The organism is Streptomyces sp. NBC_01775 (assembly GCF_035917675.1).
Taxonomy (GTDB): domain Bacteria; phylum Actinomycetota; class Actinomycetes; order Streptomycetales; family Streptomycetaceae; genus Streptomyces.
Genome location: NZ_CP109104.1, coordinates 232036 through 251609, shown reverse-complemented (window position 1 = coordinate 251609; position 19574 = coordinate 232036). Strand labels below are relative to the sequence as shown.

Annotated in this window: 20 protein-coding genes; 12 read left to right on the top strand and 8 right to left on the bottom strand. The window is 72.4% G+C overall.

What is annotated here, in order from left to right; genetic code table 11:
- Positions 1-81: 81 nt before the first annotated feature.
- The gene (locus OHB04_RS01250; protein WP_326685886.1) at positions 82-474 is read right to left on the bottom strand and encodes a VOC family protein; all 393 of its coding nucleotides are present in this window, start codon (positions 472-474) and stop codon (positions 82-84) included.
- A gap of 44 nt (positions 475-518) precedes the next feature.
- Here OHB04_RS01250 and OHB04_RS01245 point away from each other — a divergent pair, with 44 nt between their 5' ends.
- Positions 519-1070, top strand: a complete 552-nt coding sequence (locus OHB04_RS01245; RefSeq protein WP_326806539.1) for a GNAT family N-acetyltransferase — start codon at positions 519-521, stop codon at positions 1068-1070.
- Positions 1071-1118: 48 nt separating this feature from the next.
- Here the strand turns inward: OHB04_RS01245 and OHB04_RS01240 are convergent, their stop codons facing one another.
- The gene (locus OHB04_RS01240) at positions 1119-1769 is read right to left on the bottom strand and encodes a glycerophosphodiester phosphodiesterase (RefSeq protein ID WP_442814771.1); all 651 of its coding nucleotides are present in this window, start codon (positions 1767-1769) and stop codon (positions 1119-1121) included.
- Between the two features lie 362 nt (positions 1770-2131).
- Here OHB04_RS01240 and OHB04_RS01235 point away from each other — a divergent pair, with 362 nt between their 5' ends.
- The 4 genes from OHB04_RS01235 to OHB04_RS01220 all read left to right on the top strand — a co-directional run bounded on the left by OHB04_RS01235 (position 2132) and on the right by OHB04_RS01220 (position 6096).
- Positions 2132-3535: a DUF6421 family protein gene (locus tag OHB04_RS01235; RefSeq protein ID WP_326685884.1), complete on the top strand. Its 1404-nt coding sequence runs from the start codon at positions 2132-2134 to the stop codon at positions 3533-3535.
- 35 nt (positions 3536-3570) lie between these two features.
- Positions 3571-4353 carry an SDR family NAD(P)-dependent oxidoreductase gene (locus OHB04_RS01230; RefSeq protein ID WP_326685883.1) on the top strand — a complete coding sequence of 261 codons (783 nt, stop codon included), beginning with the start codon at positions 3571-3573 and terminating at the stop codon, positions 4351-4353.
- The gene (locus OHB04_RS01225; protein ID WP_326685882.1) at positions 4332-5447 is read left to right on the top strand and encodes a threonine aldolase family protein; all 1116 of its coding nucleotides are present in this window, start codon (positions 4332-4334) and stop codon (positions 5445-5447) included. The genes OHB04_RS01230 and OHB04_RS01225 overlap by 22 nt, the downstream gene beginning before the upstream one ends.
- 73 nt (positions 5448-5520) lie before the next feature.
- A complete protein-coding gene (locus tag OHB04_RS01220) occupies positions 5521-6096 on the top strand; it encodes a transglutaminase-like domain-containing protein (RefSeq protein ID WP_326685881.1) in 576 nt (191 codons plus the stop codon).
- Positions 6097-6217: 121 nt separating this feature from the next.
- Here the strand turns inward: OHB04_RS01220 and OHB04_RS01215 are convergent, their stop codons facing one another.
- A complete protein-coding gene (locus tag OHB04_RS01215; protein WP_326685880.1) occupies positions 6218-6937 on the bottom strand; it encodes a lysophospholipid acyltransferase family protein in 720 nt (239 codons plus the stop codon).
- Between the two features lie 179 nt (positions 6938-7116).
- Here OHB04_RS01215 and OHB04_RS01210 point away from each other — a divergent pair, with 179 nt between their 5' ends.
- From OHB04_RS01210 to OHB04_RS01200, 3 genes are all read left to right on the top strand, one after another.
- A complete protein-coding gene (locus OHB04_RS01210; protein WP_326685879.1) occupies positions 7117-7500 on the top strand; it encodes a TlpA family protein disulfide reductase in 384 nt (127 codons plus the stop codon).
- 230 nt (positions 7501-7730) lie between these two features.
- On the top strand, positions 7731-8516 hold the full coding sequence (locus OHB04_RS01205; protein WP_326685878.1) for an electron transfer flavoprotein subunit beta/FixA family protein: 786 nt from the start codon (positions 7731-7733) through the stop codon (positions 8514-8516).
- A 57-nt stretch (positions 8517-8573) separates the two neighbouring features.
- Positions 8574-9536 (top strand): electron transfer flavoprotein subunit alpha/FixB family protein, encoded by a 963-nt coding sequence (locus OHB04_RS01200; protein ID WP_326685877.1) that lies wholly within the window; start codon positions 8574-8576, stop codon positions 9534-9536.
- 109 nt (positions 9537-9645) lie between these two features.
- Here the strand turns inward: OHB04_RS01200 and OHB04_RS01195 are convergent, their stop codons facing one another.
- Positions 9646-10089 (bottom strand): subtilase-type protease inhibitor, encoded by a 444-nt coding sequence (locus tag OHB04_RS01195; RefSeq protein WP_326806538.1) that lies wholly within the window; start codon positions 10087-10089, stop codon positions 9646-9648.
- 339 nt (positions 10090-10428) lie between these two features.
- Here OHB04_RS01195 and OHB04_RS01190 point away from each other — a divergent pair, with 339 nt between their 5' ends.
- Together OHB04_RS01190 and OHB04_RS01185 are read left to right on the top strand one after the other, a co-directional pair.
- On the top strand, positions 10429-11715 hold the full coding sequence (locus tag OHB04_RS01190; RefSeq protein ID WP_326685876.1) for a DUF6986 family protein: 1287 nt from the start codon (positions 10429-10431) through the stop codon (positions 11713-11715).
- Positions 11716-11813: 98 nt separating this feature from the next.
- A complete protein-coding gene (locus OHB04_RS01185) occupies positions 11814-13670 on the top strand; it encodes a serine/threonine protein kinase (RefSeq protein ID WP_326806537.1) in 1857 nt (618 codons plus the stop codon).
- A 99-nt stretch (positions 13671-13769) separates the two neighbouring features.
- On the opposite strand, the gene egtD is transcribed toward OHB04_RS01185, so the two are convergent.
- From egtD to egtA, 4 genes are all read right to left on the bottom strand, one after another.
- On the bottom strand, positions 13770-14741 hold the full coding sequence (gene egtD, locus OHB04_RS01180; RefSeq protein WP_326685874.1) for an L-histidine N(alpha)-methyltransferase: 972 nt from the start codon (positions 14739-14741) through the stop codon (positions 13770-13772).
- Entirely contained in the window at positions 14738-15490 is a 753-nt protein-coding gene (gene egtC / locus OHB04_RS01175; RefSeq protein WP_326685873.1) for an ergothioneine biosynthesis protein EgtC, read from the bottom strand. The genes egtD and egtC overlap by 4 nt, the downstream gene beginning before the upstream one ends.
- 64 nt (positions 15491-15554) lie before the next feature.
- The gene (gene egtB, locus OHB04_RS01170; protein ID WP_326806536.1) at positions 15555-16898 is read right to left on the bottom strand and encodes an ergothioneine biosynthesis protein EgtB; all 1344 of its coding nucleotides are present in this window, start codon (positions 16896-16898) and stop codon (positions 15555-15557) included.
- A complete protein-coding gene (gene egtA, locus OHB04_RS01165) occupies positions 16895-18373 on the bottom strand; it encodes an ergothioneine biosynthesis glutamate--cysteine ligase EgtA (RefSeq protein WP_326685871.1) in 1479 nt (492 codons plus the stop codon). The genes egtB and egtA overlap by 4 nt, the downstream gene beginning before the upstream one ends.
- Before the next feature lie 371 nt (positions 18374-18744).
- Between egtA and OHB04_RS01160 the strand changes: the two genes are divergently transcribed.
- Positions 18745-19206 (top strand): nuclear transport factor 2 family protein, encoded by a 462-nt coding sequence (locus OHB04_RS01160; protein WP_326806535.1) that lies wholly within the window; start codon positions 18745-18747, stop codon positions 19204-19206.
- 115 nt (positions 19207-19321) lie between these two features.
- Positions 19322-19459, top strand: a complete 138-nt coding sequence (locus tag OHB04_RS01155) for a hypothetical protein (protein WP_326806534.1) — start codon at positions 19322-19324, stop codon at positions 19457-19459.
- Positions 19460-19574 lie beyond the last annotated feature (115 nt).

The following is a 19574-nucleotide window of genomic DNA, read 5'->3' as shown; positions in this document are numbered from 1 at the left end:
CGGTGCCGCTTCCGGCGTCTCCGGCACCACGGCTCAGGCCCCCCCGGCACCTCCTCGCCGTACGCGGGGCAGGGGGAACGCTCAGATCCCCGGGCGGGAGCGCAGCGGGTGGTCCGAGGGGATCTGGACCAGCACGATCCGGTGCCCGTCCGGGTCCGCGATCCACATCTCGATCAGGCCCCAGGGTTCCTTGACGGGCTCCCGCAGCACCTCCACGCCCGCCGCCGTCAGCTCCTCGTGGGCCGCCTCGGCGTCCGCGACCTGCATCCAGAGCTGGAGGGTGGGGGTGGGCGGCCCGGCGGAGCGTCCGGAGACCTCCAGGAAGCCGCCGCCCAGGAAATAGACGGTCCCGCGCTCGGGGCCCGTCCCGAACTCGCGGGAGATCTCCAGGCCCAGCTGCTCGCCGTAGAAGGCCCGTGACCTGTCGGGGTCGGCGGGCCGCAGCAGCACCCGGCTGCTCAGTACATGCACCATGCCCCCGCACTGTAGTTCTCCGCACCCGGATAGGCTCCGCAGACATGAGCGACACCGCACAGCAGGGCAACGCGTCCCTCACCTTCCGCACGGCTGCCGAGGCCGACATCCCCACGCTCACCGCGCTCGTCGAGTCCGCCTACCGGGGTGAGGCCAGCCGCGCCGGCTGGACCACCGAGGCCGACCTGCTGGACGGGCAGCGCACCGACCCGGACGGGGTCGGCGCCGTCGTCAGGGACCCCAAGAGCATCATGCTCGTCGTCGAGCGCGACGGTGAGGTCGTCGCCTGCTGCCAGCTCGAACACCGCGGCGTGGACGCCTACTTCGGCATGTTCGCCGTCGATCCCGGCCTCCAGGGCGGCGGCCTGGGCCGCGCCGTGCTGGCCGAGGCGGAGCGCACCGTGCGCGCCGAGTGGGGCGCGGAGCGGATGCAGATGCAGGTCATCCAGCAGCGCGAGGAACTGATCGCCTGGTACGAGCGGCGCGGCTACACCCGTACGGGGCAGCTCAGCCCGTTCCCCTACGGCGACGAGCGCTTCGGCATCCCCCAGCGGTCCGACCTGGCCTTCGAACTGCTGGTCAAGCCGCTGAGCTGACGGGACGGAGCGCCCCCGGGCCGGTCCTGCCGGGCCGGGGGCAGCCGCTCACGAGAGGGCGCCGACGGCCCGGCTGATCTCGGGCATGTCCGTCACCACGCCGTCCAGGCCCAGCCCACGGGCGCGGGCGAGGTCCTCGTCCGTGTTGACGGTCCAGCTGATGACCTTGATGCCGCGCGCGTGGGCGCGCTGGACGACGTCCTCGTCCACGTGCTCCAGCTCCAGCGAGATCATCCCGGCGCCCAGCTCCTCGGCCCGCTCGGGCGCCGTCGGCGAGGAGCGGCCCGCCACCAGCACGAGGGGGATGTCGGGCAGGTGTTCGCGGGTCTCGCGCAGGGCCTCCGCGTGGAAGGAGATCACGGTCACCCGCTCGTGCAGGCCGCGCTTCTCGATCGTCCGGGCCAGCACCTGTGCGGCGGCCCTGTCCTTGATCTCCGCCTGGAGGGGGCTGCTCACCGCGTCGACCACCTCGTCGAAGACCGGCACCCGCTCACCCTCGCCCGCGTCCAGCTCACGCAGCTCGGCGAGTGTGAAGTCGCCGATGGGCCCGCTGCCGTCGGTCGTGCGCGCCACGTCGGCGTCGTGCATCACCACCAGCTCGCCGTCCTTGCTCAGATGCAGGTCCAGCTCCAGGACGTCGAGCCCTTCGCGTTCGGCGCGGACGAAGGAGCGCAGGGTGTTCTCGGGCTCGACGCCCATCACTCCACGGTGTCCGACGGTGAGCATTGGCACGGGGCGCTCTCGCTTTCGTGCGGTGATCATGTGGCGATCAATGGTGGCAGGCTCGCGCCGGCGGGCCGCCCGGAGGGGCACGCGGAGCGCGCCCGCCAGACTAACGGCACCGGGCGGGGGCGGCGGGCCGTCAGACTTCGGCTGTGGTGGCGAGGCGGCGGGGGCCGTGACGGAACTGGGAAAGACTGTCGCCGTGACCCCTGTGTGCAGGAAGAACGACGGCGGTGACCCCGGTCTCACCGCATAGTCTCCTGGCACTTCCCCTTGAGAGAAGGACACTCTCGTGTATACGGTTTCTGTACGCGAGTTTCTTCTGTGGAGGGGTCAATATGACGGAAATTTTTTCGCCGACGCCCGCCGAGGGCGGCGTTTCGCCGTCCGACAGTGTGGTGGCACACCCCGCCTGGGGCGCGCTGAAGGCGGCCGTCGAAGCCGTCAGGCCCGCCCAGTCCAAGGACGGGTCCATCGACTTCGAGGCCGAGGGCGCGCCCACGCGGGAGGCCGTGCGCGAGGAGCTGGACCGCGTGATCGCCGCCGTCGAGGAGCTGTCCCCGCTGCTGCCGCACGACGCCGCGTACCACCGCGCGCTCGCGGCCGACCTGAGCCGCTGGGCCGACGGCGGATTCGGCGTCCCCGACTTCCTGGACTCGCTGCTCGCCTTCCAGCCCGCGCAGGGGCGCGCCGACGGCCTTCAGCACCTGGTCGTCTTCGCGATGTACACCCAGAACGGCAACCCCGACCGCAACCTCGAAGCGGTCGTGCTGCGCATGGTGTGGCCCGACTGGCTGGCCGAGCTGGAGCGCACCCGTTACGACAACCCGCTGTTCTGCGGCATCGCCTTCGAGGACTTCACCTCGGGATACGACACGCACTCCGCCGTCCTCTTCCCCGAGACCATCGCCGTGCGCGAGGCGCCCGAGCGCTTCAGCTGGGGCGGCATCTTCTGCGACCGCGAGGCGGCCCGCTTCCGCCGCGTCGTCCAGGCGGCCTGCGGCGTGACCAGTCTCGAACTGCCCGAGGACGCCCAGGAGATGCTGGCCGACCAGGAGCGCTGCCAGCAGGCCTTCGTGCTCTGGGACATGGTCCACGACCGCACCCACAGCCACGGCGACCTGCCCTTCGACCCCTTCATGATCAAACAGCGGCAGCCGTTCTGGATGTACGGCCTGGAGGAGCTGCGCTGCGACCTGACCGCCTTCCACGAGGGCGTGAAGCTGGAGGCCGACGGTTTCCCGCAGGGTCGCGACGTGCAGTACGCGATGATCCTGGAGCGTCTCTTCCGCTTCCCCGTCACCGGTGAGCGCAAGCGCAACTACGACGGTCTGGGCGGCCAGCTGCTCTTCGCCTACCTCCACCAGCACGACGCGCTGCGCTGGACCGACAACAGCCTCAGCATCGACTGGGACCGCGCCCGCCAGGTCACCGTCGCCCTGCGTGAGGAGATCGAGACGCTCTACCGCGCCGGCATCGACCGGCCCAAGCTGGTGCACTGGTTCAAGGCGTACGAGCTGGTCTCCACCTACCTGGCGCCGCACCCGGGCTCCACCTGGGCCAAGGGCCCCGACGCGCTCGATCTGACCCTCCCGCCGCGCAAGCTGGTGGACGAGGTGCTTCCGGATGAGTTTCCGCTCAGCATGTTCTATGAGGCACTCGCGAAGAAGCTCCGGAGTGTGATCGCATCGACGCAGGGGATCACCGCCCACAGCAGCCCGGCTCAGGCCGCCGCGGCGTGAGCGGACAGCGGAATGCCGGGCGCGAGGAGGCGACCATGACGGACACGACGACGAAGCGTGGCTACGAGGGAAACGGTGAGGGCAGGCTCCAGGGGGCCGTGGTCGCGGTCGCCGGCGCGGCGGGGCCCGCGGGGCGCGCCACGCTGCTGCGGCTGGCCGAGGAGGGCGCCGTCGTCGTGGCCTCCGACGCGGACGCCGAGCGGCTGGCCGACGCGGTGGACGCGGCGCGGTTCGCCCACGGTGGGGCGACGGTCACGGGCGACACCGTCGACCTGCTGAGCCTGGAGGAGACCAGGGCATGGGCGGACAAGACCGAGAAGGAGTTCGGCCGGGTCGACGGCCTCGTGCACCTGGTGGGCGGCTGGCGCGGCTCGGCCTCGTTCGCCGAGACCGACCTCGCGGACTGGGACACGCTGCACAGCCTCCTCATCCGTACGCTCCAGCACACCTCGCTCGCCTTCGAGGGGCCGCTGGAGCGCTCAGGGTACGGGCGGTTTCTGCTGGTGAGCGCCGCCGGGGCCGGCAAGCCCACGGCGGGCAACGCCGCCTACGCCGCTTCCAAGGCCGCGGCCGAAGCCTGGACGCTCGCGCTGGGTGATGCCTTCCACAAGGCGGGGGGCGAGAGCGGCCCGCCCGCCGCCGCTGCCATCCTGGTGGTCAAGGCGCTGGTGAACGACCAGATGCGGGCCGACCGGCCGAACGCGAAGTTCGCCGGTTTCACGGACGTCAAGGATCTGGCGGAGGCCGTAGCCGGTACCTGGACCAAGCCCACCGAAGAGCTGAACGGAACCCGCCTGTGGCTGACGCCCAAGCCCTGAACCCCTCGTCCGCGTCGTCCGCGGGGGCCGCCGCGGCCACGGACGCCCGGCGCCGCCACGACCCCGAGGTGCGCGGCTTCGCCAGCGACAACTACGCGGGCGCGCATCCGGAGATCCTGGCGGCGCTCGCCGTCGCCAACGGCGGCCACCAGTCCGCCTACGGCGCCGACGAGTACACCGAGCACCTCCAGGCCGTCATCCGCAGTCACTTCGGACGGCGCGCCGAGGCGTTCCCCGTCTTCAACGGCACCGGCGCCAACGTCGTCGCGCTCCAGGCGGTCACCGACCGCTGGGGCGCGGTGATCTGCGCCGACTCCGCGCACATCCACGTCGACGAGTGCGGAGCCCCCGAGCGCGTCGGCGGGCTGAAGCTGCTCACCGTGCCCACCGAGGACGGCAAGCTCACCCCCGAGCTGATCGACCGCGAGGCGTACGGCTGGGACGACGAGCACCGCGCCATGCCGCAGGTCGTCTCGCTCGCGCAGAACACCGAACTGGGCACGCTCTACACGGTCGAGGAGATACGCGCCCTGTGCGAGCACGCGCACGAGCGGGGCATGCTGGTCCACCTCGACGGTGCCCGCATCGCCAACGCCGCCGCCGCGCTGGACGTCCCGATGCGCGCCTTCACCAACGCCGCCGGGGTCGACATCCTCTCCTTCGGCGGCACCAAGAACGGCATGCTCTTCGGCGAGGCCGTCGTCGTGCTCAACCCCGACGCCGTCCGCCACATGAAGCACCTGCGCAAGCTGTCCATGCAGCTCGCCTCCAAGATGCGCTTCATCGCCGTGCAGTTGGAAGCGCTCTTGTCCGGGGACCTGTGGCTGCGCAACGCGCGGCACTCCAATGCGATGGCCCGCAGGCTGGCCGAGGGCGTCCGCTCCGTCGACGGGGTGGAGATCCTGTATCCCGTCCAGGCCAACGCCGTCTTCGCCCGGCTCCCGCACGATGTGAGCGAACGCCTCCAGAAGCGCTACCGCTTCTACTTCTGGGACGAGGCGGCCGGTGACGTGCGCTGGATGTGCTCCTTCGACACCACGGAGGCGGACGTCGACGGGTTCCTGGACGCACTGCGCGAGGAGATGGCCCGCTGATTCGAATGCATAATTATGTGACCACCCGTAAAAGAATTGAGATACGGCGGGCCGCACTCTACGCTCACCGGGCATGCAGCTGACACCGCTCACCGCCGACGACTCGGCCTATCTGGCCGCCGACTCCGCCGTCGATCACACCCACCCGCTCGTCCGTGAGACGGCTGCCCGACTGAGTGCGGGCGCCGACGATCTGGCCGAGTACGCACGCGCCGCCTACGAGTTCGTACGCGACACCATTACGCACTCCGCGGATGCCGACGATCCCCGCATCACCTGGCGCGCCTCCGACGTCCTCGCGCAGCGGACCGGGATCTGTCACGCCAAGTCCCACGCGCTGGCAGCGCTGTTGCGCGCGGAGGGCGTTCCCGTGGGGTTCTGCTACCAGAAACTGGATGTCCTGCACGGCCTGATCGCCATGCGGCTGCCCGGCGGGCGCTGGATCCGGCAGGATCCGCGCGGCAACAAGCCAGGTGTGGACGCGCAGTTCCGCCTCGACCGCGAGCAGCTCGCCTGGCCCGTGCGCCCCGAGAAGGGGGAGTGCGACTACCCGGTGCTCCACTCCGAGCCGCACCCGGTCATCCTGCGGGCGCTGCGCCGGGCCACCGACCGCGCCGAGCTGTGGCGGCTGCTGGACACCGCGCTCTAGCGGCGTTCGCGCCTCGTCCGTTTCGCGGCCGGGACCGCTCGGAGTGGTACGGCGAGGCCGAGGCGCTGCTGGAGTGCCTCGGCCTCGCCGCCGTCCGAGGACGCCCCGAGCGCTCTTTGTCTCAGAGCGCTCGGGCCTGGGCCGGGGTCGGGGCGGTGCCGCCCAGATGGGCCGGCTGCCACCAGGAGTCCGCCGCACCCTTCGGTGTGGCCGGGTAGGCGTGCTGCGCCGCCTCCAGCAACTCCTGGACGCGCTCGCGCAGCCGCTCTGTGACGCCGGCCGCGGGCTCGTCCTGCTCCGCGGTCATCGGCTCGCCGACCCGGATGGAGAGCGGCAGGTGGTGGCGTCCGAAGTCCCGCTTGTGGCCCTTGGTCCACAGCCGCTGCGTCCCCCACAGGGCCATGGGAACCAGCGGCACCCGGGCCTCCTGCGCCAGCCGGGCCGCGCCCGACTTGAAGTCCTTGAGGGTGAAGGAGCGGGAGATGGTCGCCTCCGGGAAGACCCCGATGATCTCGCCGGAGCGCAGTGCCTTGAGTGCGTGCGCGTAGGCGTTCTCCCCGCGCGAGCGGTCGACCGGAATGTGCTTCATCGCGCGCATCAGCGGCCCGGAGATCTTGTGCCGGAAGACGGAATCCTTCGCCATGAACCGGACCAGGCGCTTGGCGGGCCGGGCGGCGAGCCCGGTGAAGATGAAGTCCAGGTAGCTGATGTGGTTGCTCACCAGTACGGCGCCACCGCGCGAGGGCACATGTTCGGTGCCGTGGATGTCGAAGCGCAGGTCGAGAGCCTTGAACCACGCTCGTGCGGCGCCTATCACCGGCGGGTAGAGGAGATCTGCCACGTCGGGGAACCCTTCGTCTCGGTACCTGGGAGGAATTTCCGCCAGGCCGTTCTGGCCGTCCAGGCAGCCGGAACTTACGCATGCGTAACCTCTGGCTCCACCAGATCGTTCCCCAAAGCCCTGCGCCTGGCTACCCTCGCGGCACACTTGTCCATAAGCGCGCGGGAATGGAGGGCTTCGTGGACGAGCGGGAACAGGCCGACGCCGGGGCGGCCGGGGCCGAAGTGGCCAAGGCCCAGGTGTTGAGGACCGAGGTGCTCGGGCCCGAGGTGCTCGGGGTTGCCGCGCTGGGGGAGCGGGCGACGCTCGTGCAGTTCTCCAGCGCCTTCTGCCAGCCCTGCCGCGCCACCCGCCGCACCCTCGCCGACGTCAGCGCCATGGTCGAGGGAGTCGCACACGTGGAGATCGACGCCGAGGAGCACCTGTCCCTCGTGCGCGAGCTGGAGATCACCGCCACCCCCACGGTGCTGGTGCTCGACGCGGCGGGCCGCGTCGTCACCAGGGCCTCGGGTCTGCCGCGCCGCGCCGACGTCATCGCCGCGCTGGGCACCGCCGTCGGCTGACCGGAGCCGGGGCGTCCGCCCGGTCGGCGTGATCCAGATCCCCTCCCACGGCTCTCGCTTCGCACCGCCCTGCGTGATGGAGTTGGAGCGGTCACTCTCCCCGTTGGGAACGTCACAGTTCGACGCCCTTGAGAACGGGGAACATGCTGGGTGTACTGACGAGTAATATTGTGGACGGACGCCGGTCCACCGGACCGGGACCCGTAAGTCGAAGCAGTAGGAGAGCCGGCGTGAGCTTGAGGATCGTTGTCTGTGTGAAGTACGTGCCCGACGCCACCGGTGACCGGCACTTCGCGGAGGACCTGACCACCGACCGCGAGTCGGTCGACGGCCTGCTCTCCGAGCTGGACGAGTACGCGGTCGAGCAGGCTCTGCAGATCGCCGACGAGGCCGACGACGCGGAGATCACGGTGCTGACCGCCGGCCCGGAGGATGCCAAGGACGCCCTGCGCAAGGCGCTGTCCATGGGTGCCGACAAGGCCGTGCACGTCGAGGACGACGACCTGCACGGCACCGACGTCCTGGGCACCTCTTACGTGCTCGCCAAGGCCGTCGAGAAGACCGGATACGACCTGGTGGTCTGCGGCATGGCCTCCACCGACGGCACCATGGGCGTCCTCCCCGCGATGCTCGCCGAGCGCCTGGGTGTCCCGCAGGTGACGCTGCTGTCCGAGGTCTCGGTCGAGGACGGCAAGGTGACCGGCCGCCGCGACGGCGACGCCGCCACCGAGCAGCTGGAGGCGCAGCTCCCGGCCGTCGTCTCCGTCACCGACCAGTCGGGCGAGGCCCGTTACCCCTCCTTCAAGGGGATCATGGCCGCCAAGAAGAAGCCGGTCGAGTCGCTGGACCTGGACGACCTGGACATCGAGGCGGACGAGGTCGGCCTGGAGGGTGCCTGGACCACGGTCGACGGCGTGACCGAGCGCCCCGCGCGCACGGCGGGCACCGTCGTCAAGGACGAGGGTGAGGGCGGCAAGCAGCTCGCCGAGTACCTGGCCGGGCAGAAGTTCATCTGAGCCTCAGCCGTCCCGCAAACCGCCCAACTCTTCGTAACCGCAGGAGATTGAAGTCCCATGGCTGAAGTTCTGGTCTACGTCGACCACGTGGACGGCGCCGTCCGCAAGCCCACCCTCGAACTGCTGACCCTGGCCCGCCGGGTCGGCGAGCCGGTCGCCGTGCACCTCGGCCCGAACGCCGAGGACGCCGCCAAGATCCTCGGCGAGTACGGCGCCACCCGCGTACTGGCCGCCGACGCGCCCGAGTTCGCCGACTACCTTGTCGTCCCCAAGGTCGACGCCCTCCAGGCCGCCTACGAGTCCGTCTCGCCCGCGGCCGTGCTGGTGCCGTCCTCCGCCGAGGGCAAGGAGATCGCGGCGCGGCTCGCCGTCCGCCTCGGCTCCGGCATCATCACCGACGCGGTGGACCTGGAGGCCGGTGACGAGGGTCCGGTGACCACGCAGTCCGTGTTCGCCGCCGCGTTCACCACCAAGTCCCGCATCACCAAGGGCACTCCGGTCATCACCGTCAAGCCCAACTCGGCGGCCCCGGAGGCGGCGCCGGCGGCCGGTGCCGTCGAGCAGCTCGCCGTCAGCTTCGGCGAGGCGGCGACCGGCACCAAGGTCACCTCGCGCACCCCGCGCGAGTCGACCGGCCGCCCCGAGCTGACCGAGGCGGCGATCGTGGTCTCCGGTGGCCGTGGCGTCAACGGAGCGGAGAACTTCCCGCTGATCGAGAACCTGGCCGACGCGCTGGGCGCGGCCGTCGGCGCCTCGCGCGCCGCGGTGGACGCGGGCTGGTACCCGCACTCCCACCAGGTCGGCCAGACCGGTAAGTCCGTCTCGCCGCAGCTCTACGTCGCCACCGGCATCTCCGGCGCGATCCAGCACCGGGCCGGTATGCAGACCTCGAAGACCATCGTCGCCATCAACAAGGACGCCGAGGCGCCGATCTTCGACCTCGTCGACTACGGCGTCGTCGGCGACCTGTTCGAGGTCGTTCCGCAGCTCACGGACGAGGTCAAGACCCGCAAGGGCTGAGCACGTCCCGCGCGAGTGCGCACGGATGAGGGGCCCCGCACCAGATCGTGGTGCGGGGCCCCTCCGTGTGCGGGCGGCTCCTGTGCGGCAGCCGGTCCGTCCCGTCCGGTCAGAACGCGAAGACGGACGAGCCCTCGACGTTCTTCACGCAGGTGTTGGCGTAGGTGCGCTCGTGGTCGACGCGCTTGCCCTCCCACACGCCCTGGGCGGTGACCACGACCGGCCGCCACTCCCTCGTGCAGTACAGGTCGCCCTCGCTCTTGAGGGCGTCGAAGTCACCTCCGGCGGCGCGGAGTTGCTCGCAGGCGGTGTCCGCGGCGGGATGGGTGCCGGTCGCGGTGGGCGTACAGCTGAGGGTGACGGCGCGCTCGGGGGCCGCGGCGGCGCTGTCCCCCTGGGTGACTGTGAGGACCAGGGCCGAGGGAGCGTAGAGAGAGGTGGCCTTCGCGGGCGCGGCCTGGGCGGGCGCGGTCATGAACGCGAGTGTGCCGAGGGACCCCATCGCAGCGATCGCCAGGGTGAGGGCGGTGCTTCGGGGTGCGGTCTTCCGCATTGTGTGCTTCCTTCCGCTTTCAAGGTAAGTGCCGGATCGGCGAGCGTGAGTCTGTCGAGTTCGCCGGGGGAAAGCACATCGACCCCGCGCGTTTCAGTAACGTTTCGCATTGAATCAGTGGCGCAAAGTGACGCTTGAGTTCTCCGCGGCCTGCGGCGATGCCCCCCGTGACTCCGCGGGCCGGCCGCCGTGGCCGGATCGCCGGGCCTCCACCTCGACCGGAAACAGCCGGGTGCGGCCGTCGGGGCCGGCTCTTGACTCCCAGGTCACAGCGCCATTAGCGTCGCCACGCATCTTCAACGTTTTGTTGAGAGATGGGTTCGGTGAAGAGGAGCGCAGATGTCGCAGGGCGGTACGGTCAGCACCAGCTTCGGCACGTCCGTGGTGGAGGGGATCTCGCGGGCGCTGGCGCCGGTGGACACCGAACTCGCCCGGCGCTACCCGGGAGAGCCCCCGACGCGCCAGCCCGTGCACACCGTCTACGTCCCCGCCGACGCCGTCACGGCGAGCACCGTACGCGAGTGGGGCGAGGCGGCTCTCGCCCTGCTGGACGCGCACGCCCCCGACCCGGGCGCGCTCGCGCGGGTGCTCGGAATGGACGAGGAGCTGGCCGGTCCGGTCCACGAGCGGATACGGGAGAAGCTGCGGAGCGAGCCCGTCGAGGATCTGCGGATCGACTTCGAGGACGGCTACGGCCCCCGCCCCGACGACGAGGAGGACGCCGCAGCCGTGCGGGCCGCGCGCCTGGTCGCCGCCACGCTCGCCGACGGCGCCGAGGGCCCCGCTCCCGCCTGCGCGGGCATCCGGATGAAGTGCATGGAGGCGGCCGTACGCGACCGGGGCATCCGCACCCTCGACATCTTCCTGACCACCCTGGCCGAGGCGGGCGGGCTGCCCGGCGGACTGGTGCTGACGCTGCCCAAGGTGACCTACCCGGAGCAGGTCGGGGCGATGGTGCGGCTGTGCGAGGAGTTCGAGAAGGCGCACGGCCTCGCCGTGGGGCGGATCGGGTTCGAGATCCAGATCGAGACCACCCAGTCCATCCTGGGCGCCGACGGCCGCGCCACCGTGGCGCGGATGATCGACGCGGCAAAGGGCCGGGCCACCTCGCTGCACTACGGAACCTTCGACTACAGCGCCTCGTGCGGGGTCAGCGCCGCCTACCAGGCCATGGACCACCCCGCCGCCGATCACGCCAAGGCCGTCATGCAGGTGGCGGCGGCCGGGACCGGCGTGCGGCTCTCGGACGGCTCCACCAACGTGCTGCCGGTGGGCGGCCAGGAGCAGGTCCACAACGCCTGGCGGCTCCACCACTCGCTGGTGCTGCGGTCGTTGGCGCGCGCCTACTACCAGGGCTGGGACATGCACCCGGGCCACCTGCCGACGCGGTACGCCGCCGTCTACGCCTTCTACCGCGAGGGCCTGGCCCGTGCGGGCGAGCGCCTGGCCGCATACGTCGGCCGTGCGGGCGGCGATGTCATGGACGAGCCCGCCACGGCCCGCGCGTTGAGCAACTACCTGCTGCGCGGCCTGGATTGCGGCGCGCTGTCGGCCGCCGAGGTGGAAAAGGCGAGCGGAATGGACCGTACCGCCCTCGATACGCTCGCCGGGCGCACCCGGGGCTGAAGACAGCTGCCATATGGCCCTCTTTCGGCCCGTAAGCTGACTCCCTCACCACCACACGACGACGCGGCCGAGTGGCCGCGGCAAGGGGACGGGGCGCGGTGCGGGAACCGGGGGAACAGCAGTCCGAGGGCGGGGACACGGGCGAAGGCAGGCTGCTCGCCGGCCGCTACCGGGTGCGCGGCCAACTGGGCCGTGGCGGCATGGGAGCGGTCTGGCGCGCGGTCGACGAAGTGCTCGCGCGCGAGGTGGCGGTCAAGGAACTGCGCACCTACAGCGACGCGAGCCAGGCCGAACTCGCCGCCCTGCACACCAGGATGCAGCGCGAGGCGCGCGCCGCCGCCAGGGTGCGCCACCCCGGGGTCATCGCCGTCCACGACGTGACCCAGCACGAGGGGCGCCCCGTCATCGTCATGGAGCTGGTCGAAGGCGCCTCGCTCGCCGACGTGCTGGACCGCCGCGGGCCGCTCGGCCCGGACGAGGCGGCCCGGATAGGAGCGCAGGTGCTGGACGCGCTCGCCGCCGCGCACCGGGTGGGCGTGCTGCACCGTGACGTCAAGCCCGGCAACATCTTGCTGGAGCACGCGGAAGCGGCACCCGGTGGGAGCCTGGGCACCGGGCGGGTCGTGCTCACCGACTTCGGTATCGCCGCCATGGAGGACCCGGGCGACGGCTTCGCCACCCGGCTGACCGGCAGCGGCGAGCTGGTCGGCTCCCTGGACTACCTCGCTCCCGAGCGTGCCGCCGGCGGCGATCCGGGACCGCCCTCGGACGTGTGGGCGCTGGGCGCGACGCTGTACGCGGCGGTGGAGGGCGTCTCGCCGTTCCGCCGCACCTCGACCTGGTCGACGCTCGCCGCCATCGTGACCGAGCCGCTGCCGGTGCCGCGCAATGTCGGCCCCTTGGAGCCGGCGCTCAACGAACTGCTGGACAAGGACCCGGCGCGGCGCGCGGACGCCGCACGGGCCGCCGCGCTGCTGGAGGCGGTGGCCACCGGCGCGCCCGTGCCGCCCGCCGAGAGCGCGGGCGCGGGCCGTGAGCAGGAGCCGGACCCCACGGCCACACCGGCGCCCGCCTCCGGGACGCCGTACACCCCGACCTCCCACAGCGGGCAGCCCTCCGCCGGAACCCCGGCACCTTCGGGGGAGTTCGGCCCGGCCCAGCACCCCGGCGGCCCGCAGCAGCCCGCCAACCCGCAGCACCCCGGAGGGCCGCGGGCCACCGGAGCCACCCGGGAGTACGGCGACGGTGTCGCGTCCCCTCGCGGGTCCCGGCAGCGTGCGCGGATAGTGGCGGCGGCCGTCGCCACCGTGCTGGTCGCCGGCGGCGTCACCTTTGCGGCGCTCAGCCAGGGCGGAAAGGACGACCCGGAAGCCTCCGCCTCCGGCGGGGCCCGCTCCGGCGCGCCAGGCTCCGGCGGCGGCGAGGACTCGGGCAACGACAGGATCGGCAAGCGGGACAAGCGCCAACAGGACGGCAAGGACACGTCCGAGGACGAGCCCTCCCCCTCCCGTTCTGCCGGCGCTTCCGGCGACGCCTCTTCTGGGTCCTCGGGCGGCAAGGACCACGGCGGGGAAAAGGGCGGGAGCGGCGACGGGAAGCCGGCCGGCTCCCAAGGCGGGAAGGGCGGAGGCTCAGGGGACGGCGGCTTCGGAGGCGGCGGACCGGCACCCTCGCCCGTGTGCCACTCCAAGGGCGGCGGCAAGTACGACTGCCAGGTGTGGCGCAGCGCCACCTCCTACGACGCGGGCCACCAGCCCGTCGGCAAGCTCAACGCCGGGACGAACTACTTCTACTGCCAGACGAAGCTCTCCCACCGTGAGACCTACGGCCGCTGGACGAACGTGTGGTGGGCGAAGACGGACGACGACAGCGGGAACAGGAACGTGTACGTCAGCGACGTCTACGTCAAGGGCGGCGACAACGACAAGCCCGTCCCTGGGCTCCCCGTCTGCTGATCACCCTGGCCCCGCAGCGGAACGGCCGGCAGCTCACTCCTCGGACCGCTCACCCCTCGCGGACCGCTCACCCCTCGGACCGCTCACTCGTCGGGCCGCTCACTCCTCGGGAAGGGCCAGGCTCAAGGCGAAGCGGTCCCGGGCGTCGGTCCAGCACCTGACCGTGCGCCAGCCGGCCGCGGCGAGCTCCGTGCGCAGTCCCTCGGGCCGGAACTTCGCCGAGATCTCGGTCCGCAGCTCCTCACCGGCCTTGAAGTCGACGCTGGAGCCCAGGGCGCGGATCTTCACCGTGAGCGCCGTACGGGCCCGCAGCCGCATCTCGATCCACTCGCGGTCCGGGTCCCAGACCGCGACGTGGTCGAAGTCGGCCGGATCGCAGTCGGCGTCCAGTTCGCGGGCCAGGACCCGGAGCACGTTCTTGTTGAACCGCGCCGTCACGCCCCGCGCGTCGTCGTAGGCGGCCACCAGCACCGTAGGGTCCTTGACCAGATCCGTGCCGAGGAGCAGCGCGTCGTCGGGGGCGAGCAGCGAGCGCAGGGAGGTCAGGAAGCGCGCCCGTTCGGCGGGCAGGAGGTTGCCGATGGTGCCGCCGAGGAACGCCACCAGGCGCGGCCCCGGACAGTCGGGCAGCTCCAGACCGTCCTGGAAGTCGGCGACCAGGGCGTGCACCCGCAGTTCGGGGCGGTCCGCCAGCAGGCCCCGGCCGGCCGCCTCCAGCGCGCTCTGGCTGACGTCCACCGGCACGTACGACAGGTGCGGCGGCAACGCGTCCAGCAGCAGCCCGGTCTTGGCGGAGGAGCCGGAGCCGAGCTCGATCAGGGTGCGGGCCCGGGTGAGCCGGGCGATCTCGGCGGCGCGCCGGGTGAGGATCTCGTGCTCGGCCCGCGTGGGGTAGTACTCGGGCAGGGCGGTGATCTCCTCGAACAGGGCGCTGCCGTGCGCGTCGTAGAACCACCGCGGCGGCAGCGACTTCGGCTCGCTCGACAGGCCCGCGGCCACGTCGGAGGCCAGCGCGGCGGCGGTGGCTCCGAGCGGCAGGGCGCGGGTGAGCGTGAAGCGGGACGTGCTCACAGATCCTCCAGAAGGGCCAGTTCGACACGTGTGGCGTCGCCGGTGACGACCTGTCCGTCGGGCACCTGTCGCCACCTCGGATCGGTGTCGTCCGGCTCCGAGGCGACCGTCAGGGACTCGTGCGGCCGGGGCAGATACCACAGCGATTCACCCACCGCCGTACCGGCCAGGGTGCGGCCGTCGGTGAGCAGGAAGTTGAGCCGGGAGCCGGGCGCTGCGGCGGCCAGTTCGGCGGCGACGCGAGCCAGCGCGGGGGCGGGGCCCGCACCGGCTCGGAGGTGGTGCAGGACCAGGGCCCAGGCCAGCGCGGCGTCGCTGCGGGCCTCTATGTCCAGGAACTCCCCGGTGGCCAGCGTGCGGGCGGCCACCTCGGCCACGGACGCCGGCCAGCCGGTGATCGCCCCGTTGTGGCTGAACAGCCAGTGGCCGGCGCCGAACGGGGCGACCGCCGCCTCCCCGCCCGCGCAGCCGTCGGTGGCGTCCCGGACGGCCGCCAGGATCCCGTCCGAGCGCACCACCCGGCACAGGTCCGGGAACGAGCCGTCCGCCCACACCGGGCCGGTCCGGCGGTACCGCGCCGGCTGCGGGTCGCCCTCGGCGTACCAGCCGACGCCGAAGCCGTCCGCGTTCACCGTCCCGTGCCCCTGGCGACGCGGCGCCCACGACTGCCGTACCAGGGAGAATTCCGGCCGCGTCAGCACCTCGCCGAGCGCGCGGACCGGCCCCACGTAACCCAGGTGACGGCACATCAGCCACGCCCCTCCGTCCCTTGGCCGCACGCCGTCCGTGGCGTAGCCGTCCCCGAGGCGCCGCTCACACGTCCTCCGCCGGCAACAGACCGGCCGTGCGGAAGCCGGAGAAGATCTGCCGGCGGACCGGGTAGTCCCAGTTGCGGAACGTCGCGCGCGCGACGACCGCGCCCACGCCGAAACCCCCGCCCCGCAGCACCTTGTGTGCCGGGCCGAAGAACACCTCCGAGTACTCGCGGTACGGGAAGGGCGCGAACCCCGGGTACGGGCCGAAGTCGCTCGCCGTCCACTCCCACACGTCGCCGAGCAGCTGCCGTGCCCCTGTCGCCGAGGCACCGGCCGGATAGCTGCCGGCCGGGGCCGGCCGCAGGTGGCGCTGGCCCAGGTTCGCGTGCTGCGGCCCGGGAGGCTCCTCGCCCCAGGGGAAGCGGCGGCTGCGCCCGGTGGCCGGGTCGTACCGGGCCGCCTTCTCCCACTCGGCCTCGGTCGGCAGGCGCCGTCCCGCCCACCGGGCGTACGCGTCCGCCTCGTACCAGCTCACGTGCAGCACCGGCTCGTCGGCGGGTACCGGCTCGGACACGCCGAAGCGACGGCGCCACCAGCCGCCCGCCCCGTCGTCGCGCCAGAACAGCGGCGCCCGCCACCCGTTGCGCCGCACCTGCTCCCAGCCCGCGGGAGCCCACCAGCGCGGGTCGCGGTAGCCGCCGTCCGCGATGAAGTGCTGATAGGCGGCGTTGGTGACCGGCACCGTGTCGATAGAGAAGGCCGGCAGCCGGCGGCGGTGGGCGGGCCGCTCGTTGTCCAGGGCCCAGGGCTCGTCGTCGGTACCCATGGTGAACGCACCTGCGGGCACCACCACTTCGGCCGGGAGCAGCGCCGCGCAGGGCGGCGCCGACGGGGGCGGGGGAGCGGCCAGCGCGGCCGGGCCGCGCCGCAGCTGGTGCGTGATGAGCATCGTCTCGGCGTGCTGCTGCTCGTGCTGGGCGATCATGCCGAACGCGAAACCGTCCTCAAGGAGCCGCCCGGCGCCGCTGAGCCGCGCCGTCTCCAGGACGTCGACGGCGCGTCCCCGGACCTCGGCCAGGTAGCCGCGCGCCTCACCGGGCGGCAGCAGCGGCAGGGCCGGCCGCTCGGCACGCGGGTGTTCGAACGCGTCGTAGAGGGAGTCGATCTCGGGCCGGATGGCCGCCAGGCCACCGGCCGCGCGCAGCAGCCACTGTTCCTCCTGGTTCGCGATGTGCGCCATGTCCCACACCAGGGGAGACATCAACGGCGAGTGCTGAGCGGTGAGTTCGGTGTCATCGACACAGCCGGCCAGGCCGAGGACGCGGTCACGGGCCAGTGCCAGCGCGTCCAGCGCACGGGTACGGAGCGGCGCGGCGCCGCCCTCCGGAGCGGGGGAAGTCACGGGGACCCCTCCTTGTCAGCGGCACGCGGAGGCATGGAATCCGCGGAAGGCGGGGGAGCGGAGTCGAATGGCGCGGCGCCGAACGGGGTGGCGTCGAATGGCGCGGCACTGAACGGGGCCGCGCGGCACCCGTCGAGGACATCGTCGGCCGGACATCGGCCCCGGGCCACGTAGCGCGCGGAGAACTCCTCGACGGCCGCGCGCACCGCCCGGCCGGCACCCAGCCTCGGCAGCGCTTCCCGGGCCGCGGCGAAGCACGTCACGGCGGCGGCACGCAGCCCTGGATCGGTCAGGCCGTCCCGCGCGGCGCGCACCCACAGCGCGTTGCGCGGGGCCGGCGCCCCGTCCGCCAGACCGGCCAGGGGCCGCACCGCCCGGAAAGCGGTCTCGGCCGCGACCACGTCGTTGAACAGCGCCATCGCCACGGCGAGCGGCACGATCCAGCCGTCTTCGCCGGGCTGTGCGTCGATCATCCGCAGTTCCAGGTGGCCCTGGGGGCGGACCGGCGGGAAGAGCGTCGTCAGGTGGTAGTCCAGATCGGTGGGGTCCGGCGGCCGGCCGGGCTCGCCCGGCCCTCCGGCGGGCCGCCCGCGGGGCCCGCCCGGGGTGTGCGAGCGGTTGATCCACTCGCGGAAGGTCATGCCGTCACCGGGAACCGTCCACGGCCCGTCCTCGGACCGTACGCACAGCACCGGGGCGTCGAGCGCGTATCTGGCCCACAGCGTGCGCGGATCCCCCCGGCCCATTCCCGCCGGGGCCAGGTTCCGGTAGCCGTCCAACGCCGCCCACACGGCCTGACGGCCGGAGCGCCAGCCGGCCCACGGTCCTTCGGTGAGGGGGGAGTTCGCGAACGCGGCCGTGAACACCGCGCCCAGCACGTGGGCGAGGAACCAGCGGCGTCCGAGGCCGAAGGGGCCCCGTCCCGCCACTCCCGCGTCGAGGCAGACCTGGACCGAGGCCGAGGAACACATCATGATCCGCCCTGCCGGGCCCGTACGGTCGAAGAAGCTCTCCATCGCGCGATAGCGCGGATCGTCCAACAGCCGGCAGGCCGCGCGGTCGTCCAGTCCCCGGCCCACCAGGCGCATGCCGTGGCGGCTCAACAGGGTGCGCGCGGCGGCCAGATCGGCGCCGACGGTTTCGACGCAGGCGGGGAGGGATGTCGCGGGCGGAGAGCTGAACTCGACCTGACCGCCCGGTTCGAGCGAGATCGCCGACGACAGCGGCAGTTCGCGTACCGCGTCCACCGCCGCCCTCAAGGCGGTCGCGGAGATTGCCGCGGGGGCTGCCGCATCCCCCTTTCCGGACCCCTCTCCCGGCGCCGCTCCGGCGCCGTCGAGGGGGTGCACCAACCACTCCAGTTCCACCCCGACCCGGCGCGGGGGTCCGGTCTTGAAACAGACGCCCCGGACCCTGGCCAGCGCGGCCTCCTCGGACAGCAGTCCGCGCGCTTCTCCCGACTCGATGACGGTCATCGCCCGCCCCCTTGCGTCAAGCGGTCAAGCACACCGGACGTGAGCTCCTTGACTCCACTGAAGCCGGAACCGCCCACCGGCCACAAGACCGCCCCGCCCGCCGTATCTCATTTCCCCGCAGTTCTCGGCCACGTCGGGCCGCGGCACGGGCCGGAGCAGGCCGGCTCTCGCGGCGGCCGTCCGCCGCCGTCCCCTCCAGGACGTTCCTACGAGTCCGTCGTCGGTCTTCACGTAGAGTGCGGTCGAGAGGGTCTCCAAGTCGGGCGTCGCAACCGGACCTTGGCGGCCCTCGCAGCGTTCCCACGCCCGAAGCCCCGGCCCGTCGCACGAATGAGCGCAGCCGCCCGCCGACCGAACGGAGCCCGACCGGCATGCCGGACACAACCTCGGCCGACCCCGGCCCTCGCGAGGTCCTGGCCCGCTACCAGCAGGCGATGCTCGACAAGTCCGCGGACGACCTGGCCGATCTGTACGCGGTCGATGCCGTTCATGAGTTCCCGTTCCTCTTCCCCGGCATGCCCGCGCGCTACCAAGGGCGCGAAGAGGTCCGCGAGGGTTACCGGGCGATCTGGGGCGCGAGCCAGGCGCAGCCACAGGAGATCAGGGAAGTCGCCGTGCACGAGAGCACCGACCCCGAGGTGATCACCGTCGAGCAGGTCGTCACCGGGACCGTGACCACCACCGGCCGCTCCTTCAGCATCCCCGGCCTCCTCGTCATTCGGGTCCGCGACGGCCAGATCTCGCATGTCCGCGACTACATGGACGGGCTCGGCGTGGCCCATGCCATGGACCGGCTGCCCGCCGTGGTCGCCGGTCTCGGCGACCACTGCTGAGAACCCGTTCGCGAATCCGCTCGCGTGGCTGCTCCTCCAGCGACTCCCGTCGCCTCATGCCGGCTCCCGTCGACGGCCACTCCGGAGACTTGAGTGCCAAGGCCGTCATGAGCTGATGGAAACGCGTCCGGCCTCGACGATCAGACGTGCCGAGGACGCCGACCGTGCGCTTGCCGGTCCTGCTCGCGACCTTCAGCCGGAGCACTCGTGCGACGGTCACGCGGAGGCGGAGGCGGAGGCGGACACCCCGTGATGCCTGTCGGCAGAGGCGTCCGGCCGCGTACCAGCCCGGTGGGCACGGGGCGTGCGCCGGGTCCACAGGGATCGATCCTCGCGCGGCTTCGCGCGTTGCCTACCGTGCCGAAGAG

Coding starts and splice junctions, on each gene's coding strand:
- OHB04_RS01195 (WP_326806538.1), bottom strand. CDS start 10,089: ATGCGGAAGACCGCACCCCGAAGCACCGCCCTCACCCTGGCGATCGCT.
- OHB04_RS01230 (WP_326685883.1), top strand. CDS start 3,571: ATGACGGACACGACGACGAAGCGTGGCTACGAGGGAAACGGTGAGGGC.
- OHB04_RS01235 (WP_326685884.1), top strand. CDS start 2,132: ATGACGGAAATTTTTTCGCCGACGCCCGCCGAGGGCGGCGTTTCGCCG.
- OHB04_RS01155 (WP_326806534.1), top strand. CDS start 19,322: ATGGAAACGCGTCCGGCCTCGACGATCAGACGTGCCGAGGACGCCGAC.
- egtA (WP_326685871.1), bottom strand. CDS start 18,373: ATGACCGTCATCGAGTCGGGAGAAGCGCGCGGACTGCTGTCCGAGGAG.
- OHB04_RS01220 (WP_326685881.1), top strand. CDS start 5,521: ATGCAGCTGACACCGCTCACCGCCGACGACTCGGCCTATCTGGCCGCC.
- OHB04_RS01245 (WP_326806539.1), top strand. CDS start 519: ATGAGCGACACCGCACAGCAGGGCAACGCGTCCCTCACCTTCCGCACG.
- OHB04_RS01250 (WP_326685886.1), bottom strand. CDS start 474: ATGGTGCATGTACTGAGCAGCCGGGTGCTGCTGCGGCCCGCCGACCCC.
- egtC (WP_326685873.1), bottom strand. CDS start 15,490: ATGTGCCGTCACCTGGGTTACGTGGGGCCGGTCCGCGCGCTCGGCGAG.
- OHB04_RS01240 (WP_442814771.1), bottom strand. CDS start 1,769: ATGGGCGTCGAGCCCGAGAACACCCTGCGCTCCTTCGTCCGCGCCGAA.
- OHB04_RS01190 (WP_326685876.1), top strand. CDS start 10,429: ATGTCGCAGGGCGGTACGGTCAGCACCAGCTTCGGCACGTCCGTGGTG.
- OHB04_RS01160 (WP_326806535.1), top strand. CDS start 18,745: ATGCCGGACACAACCTCGGCCGACCCCGGCCCTCGCGAGGTCCTGGCC.
- OHB04_RS01200 (WP_326685877.1), top strand. CDS start 8,574: ATGGCTGAAGTTCTGGTCTACGTCGACCACGTGGACGGCGCCGTCCGC.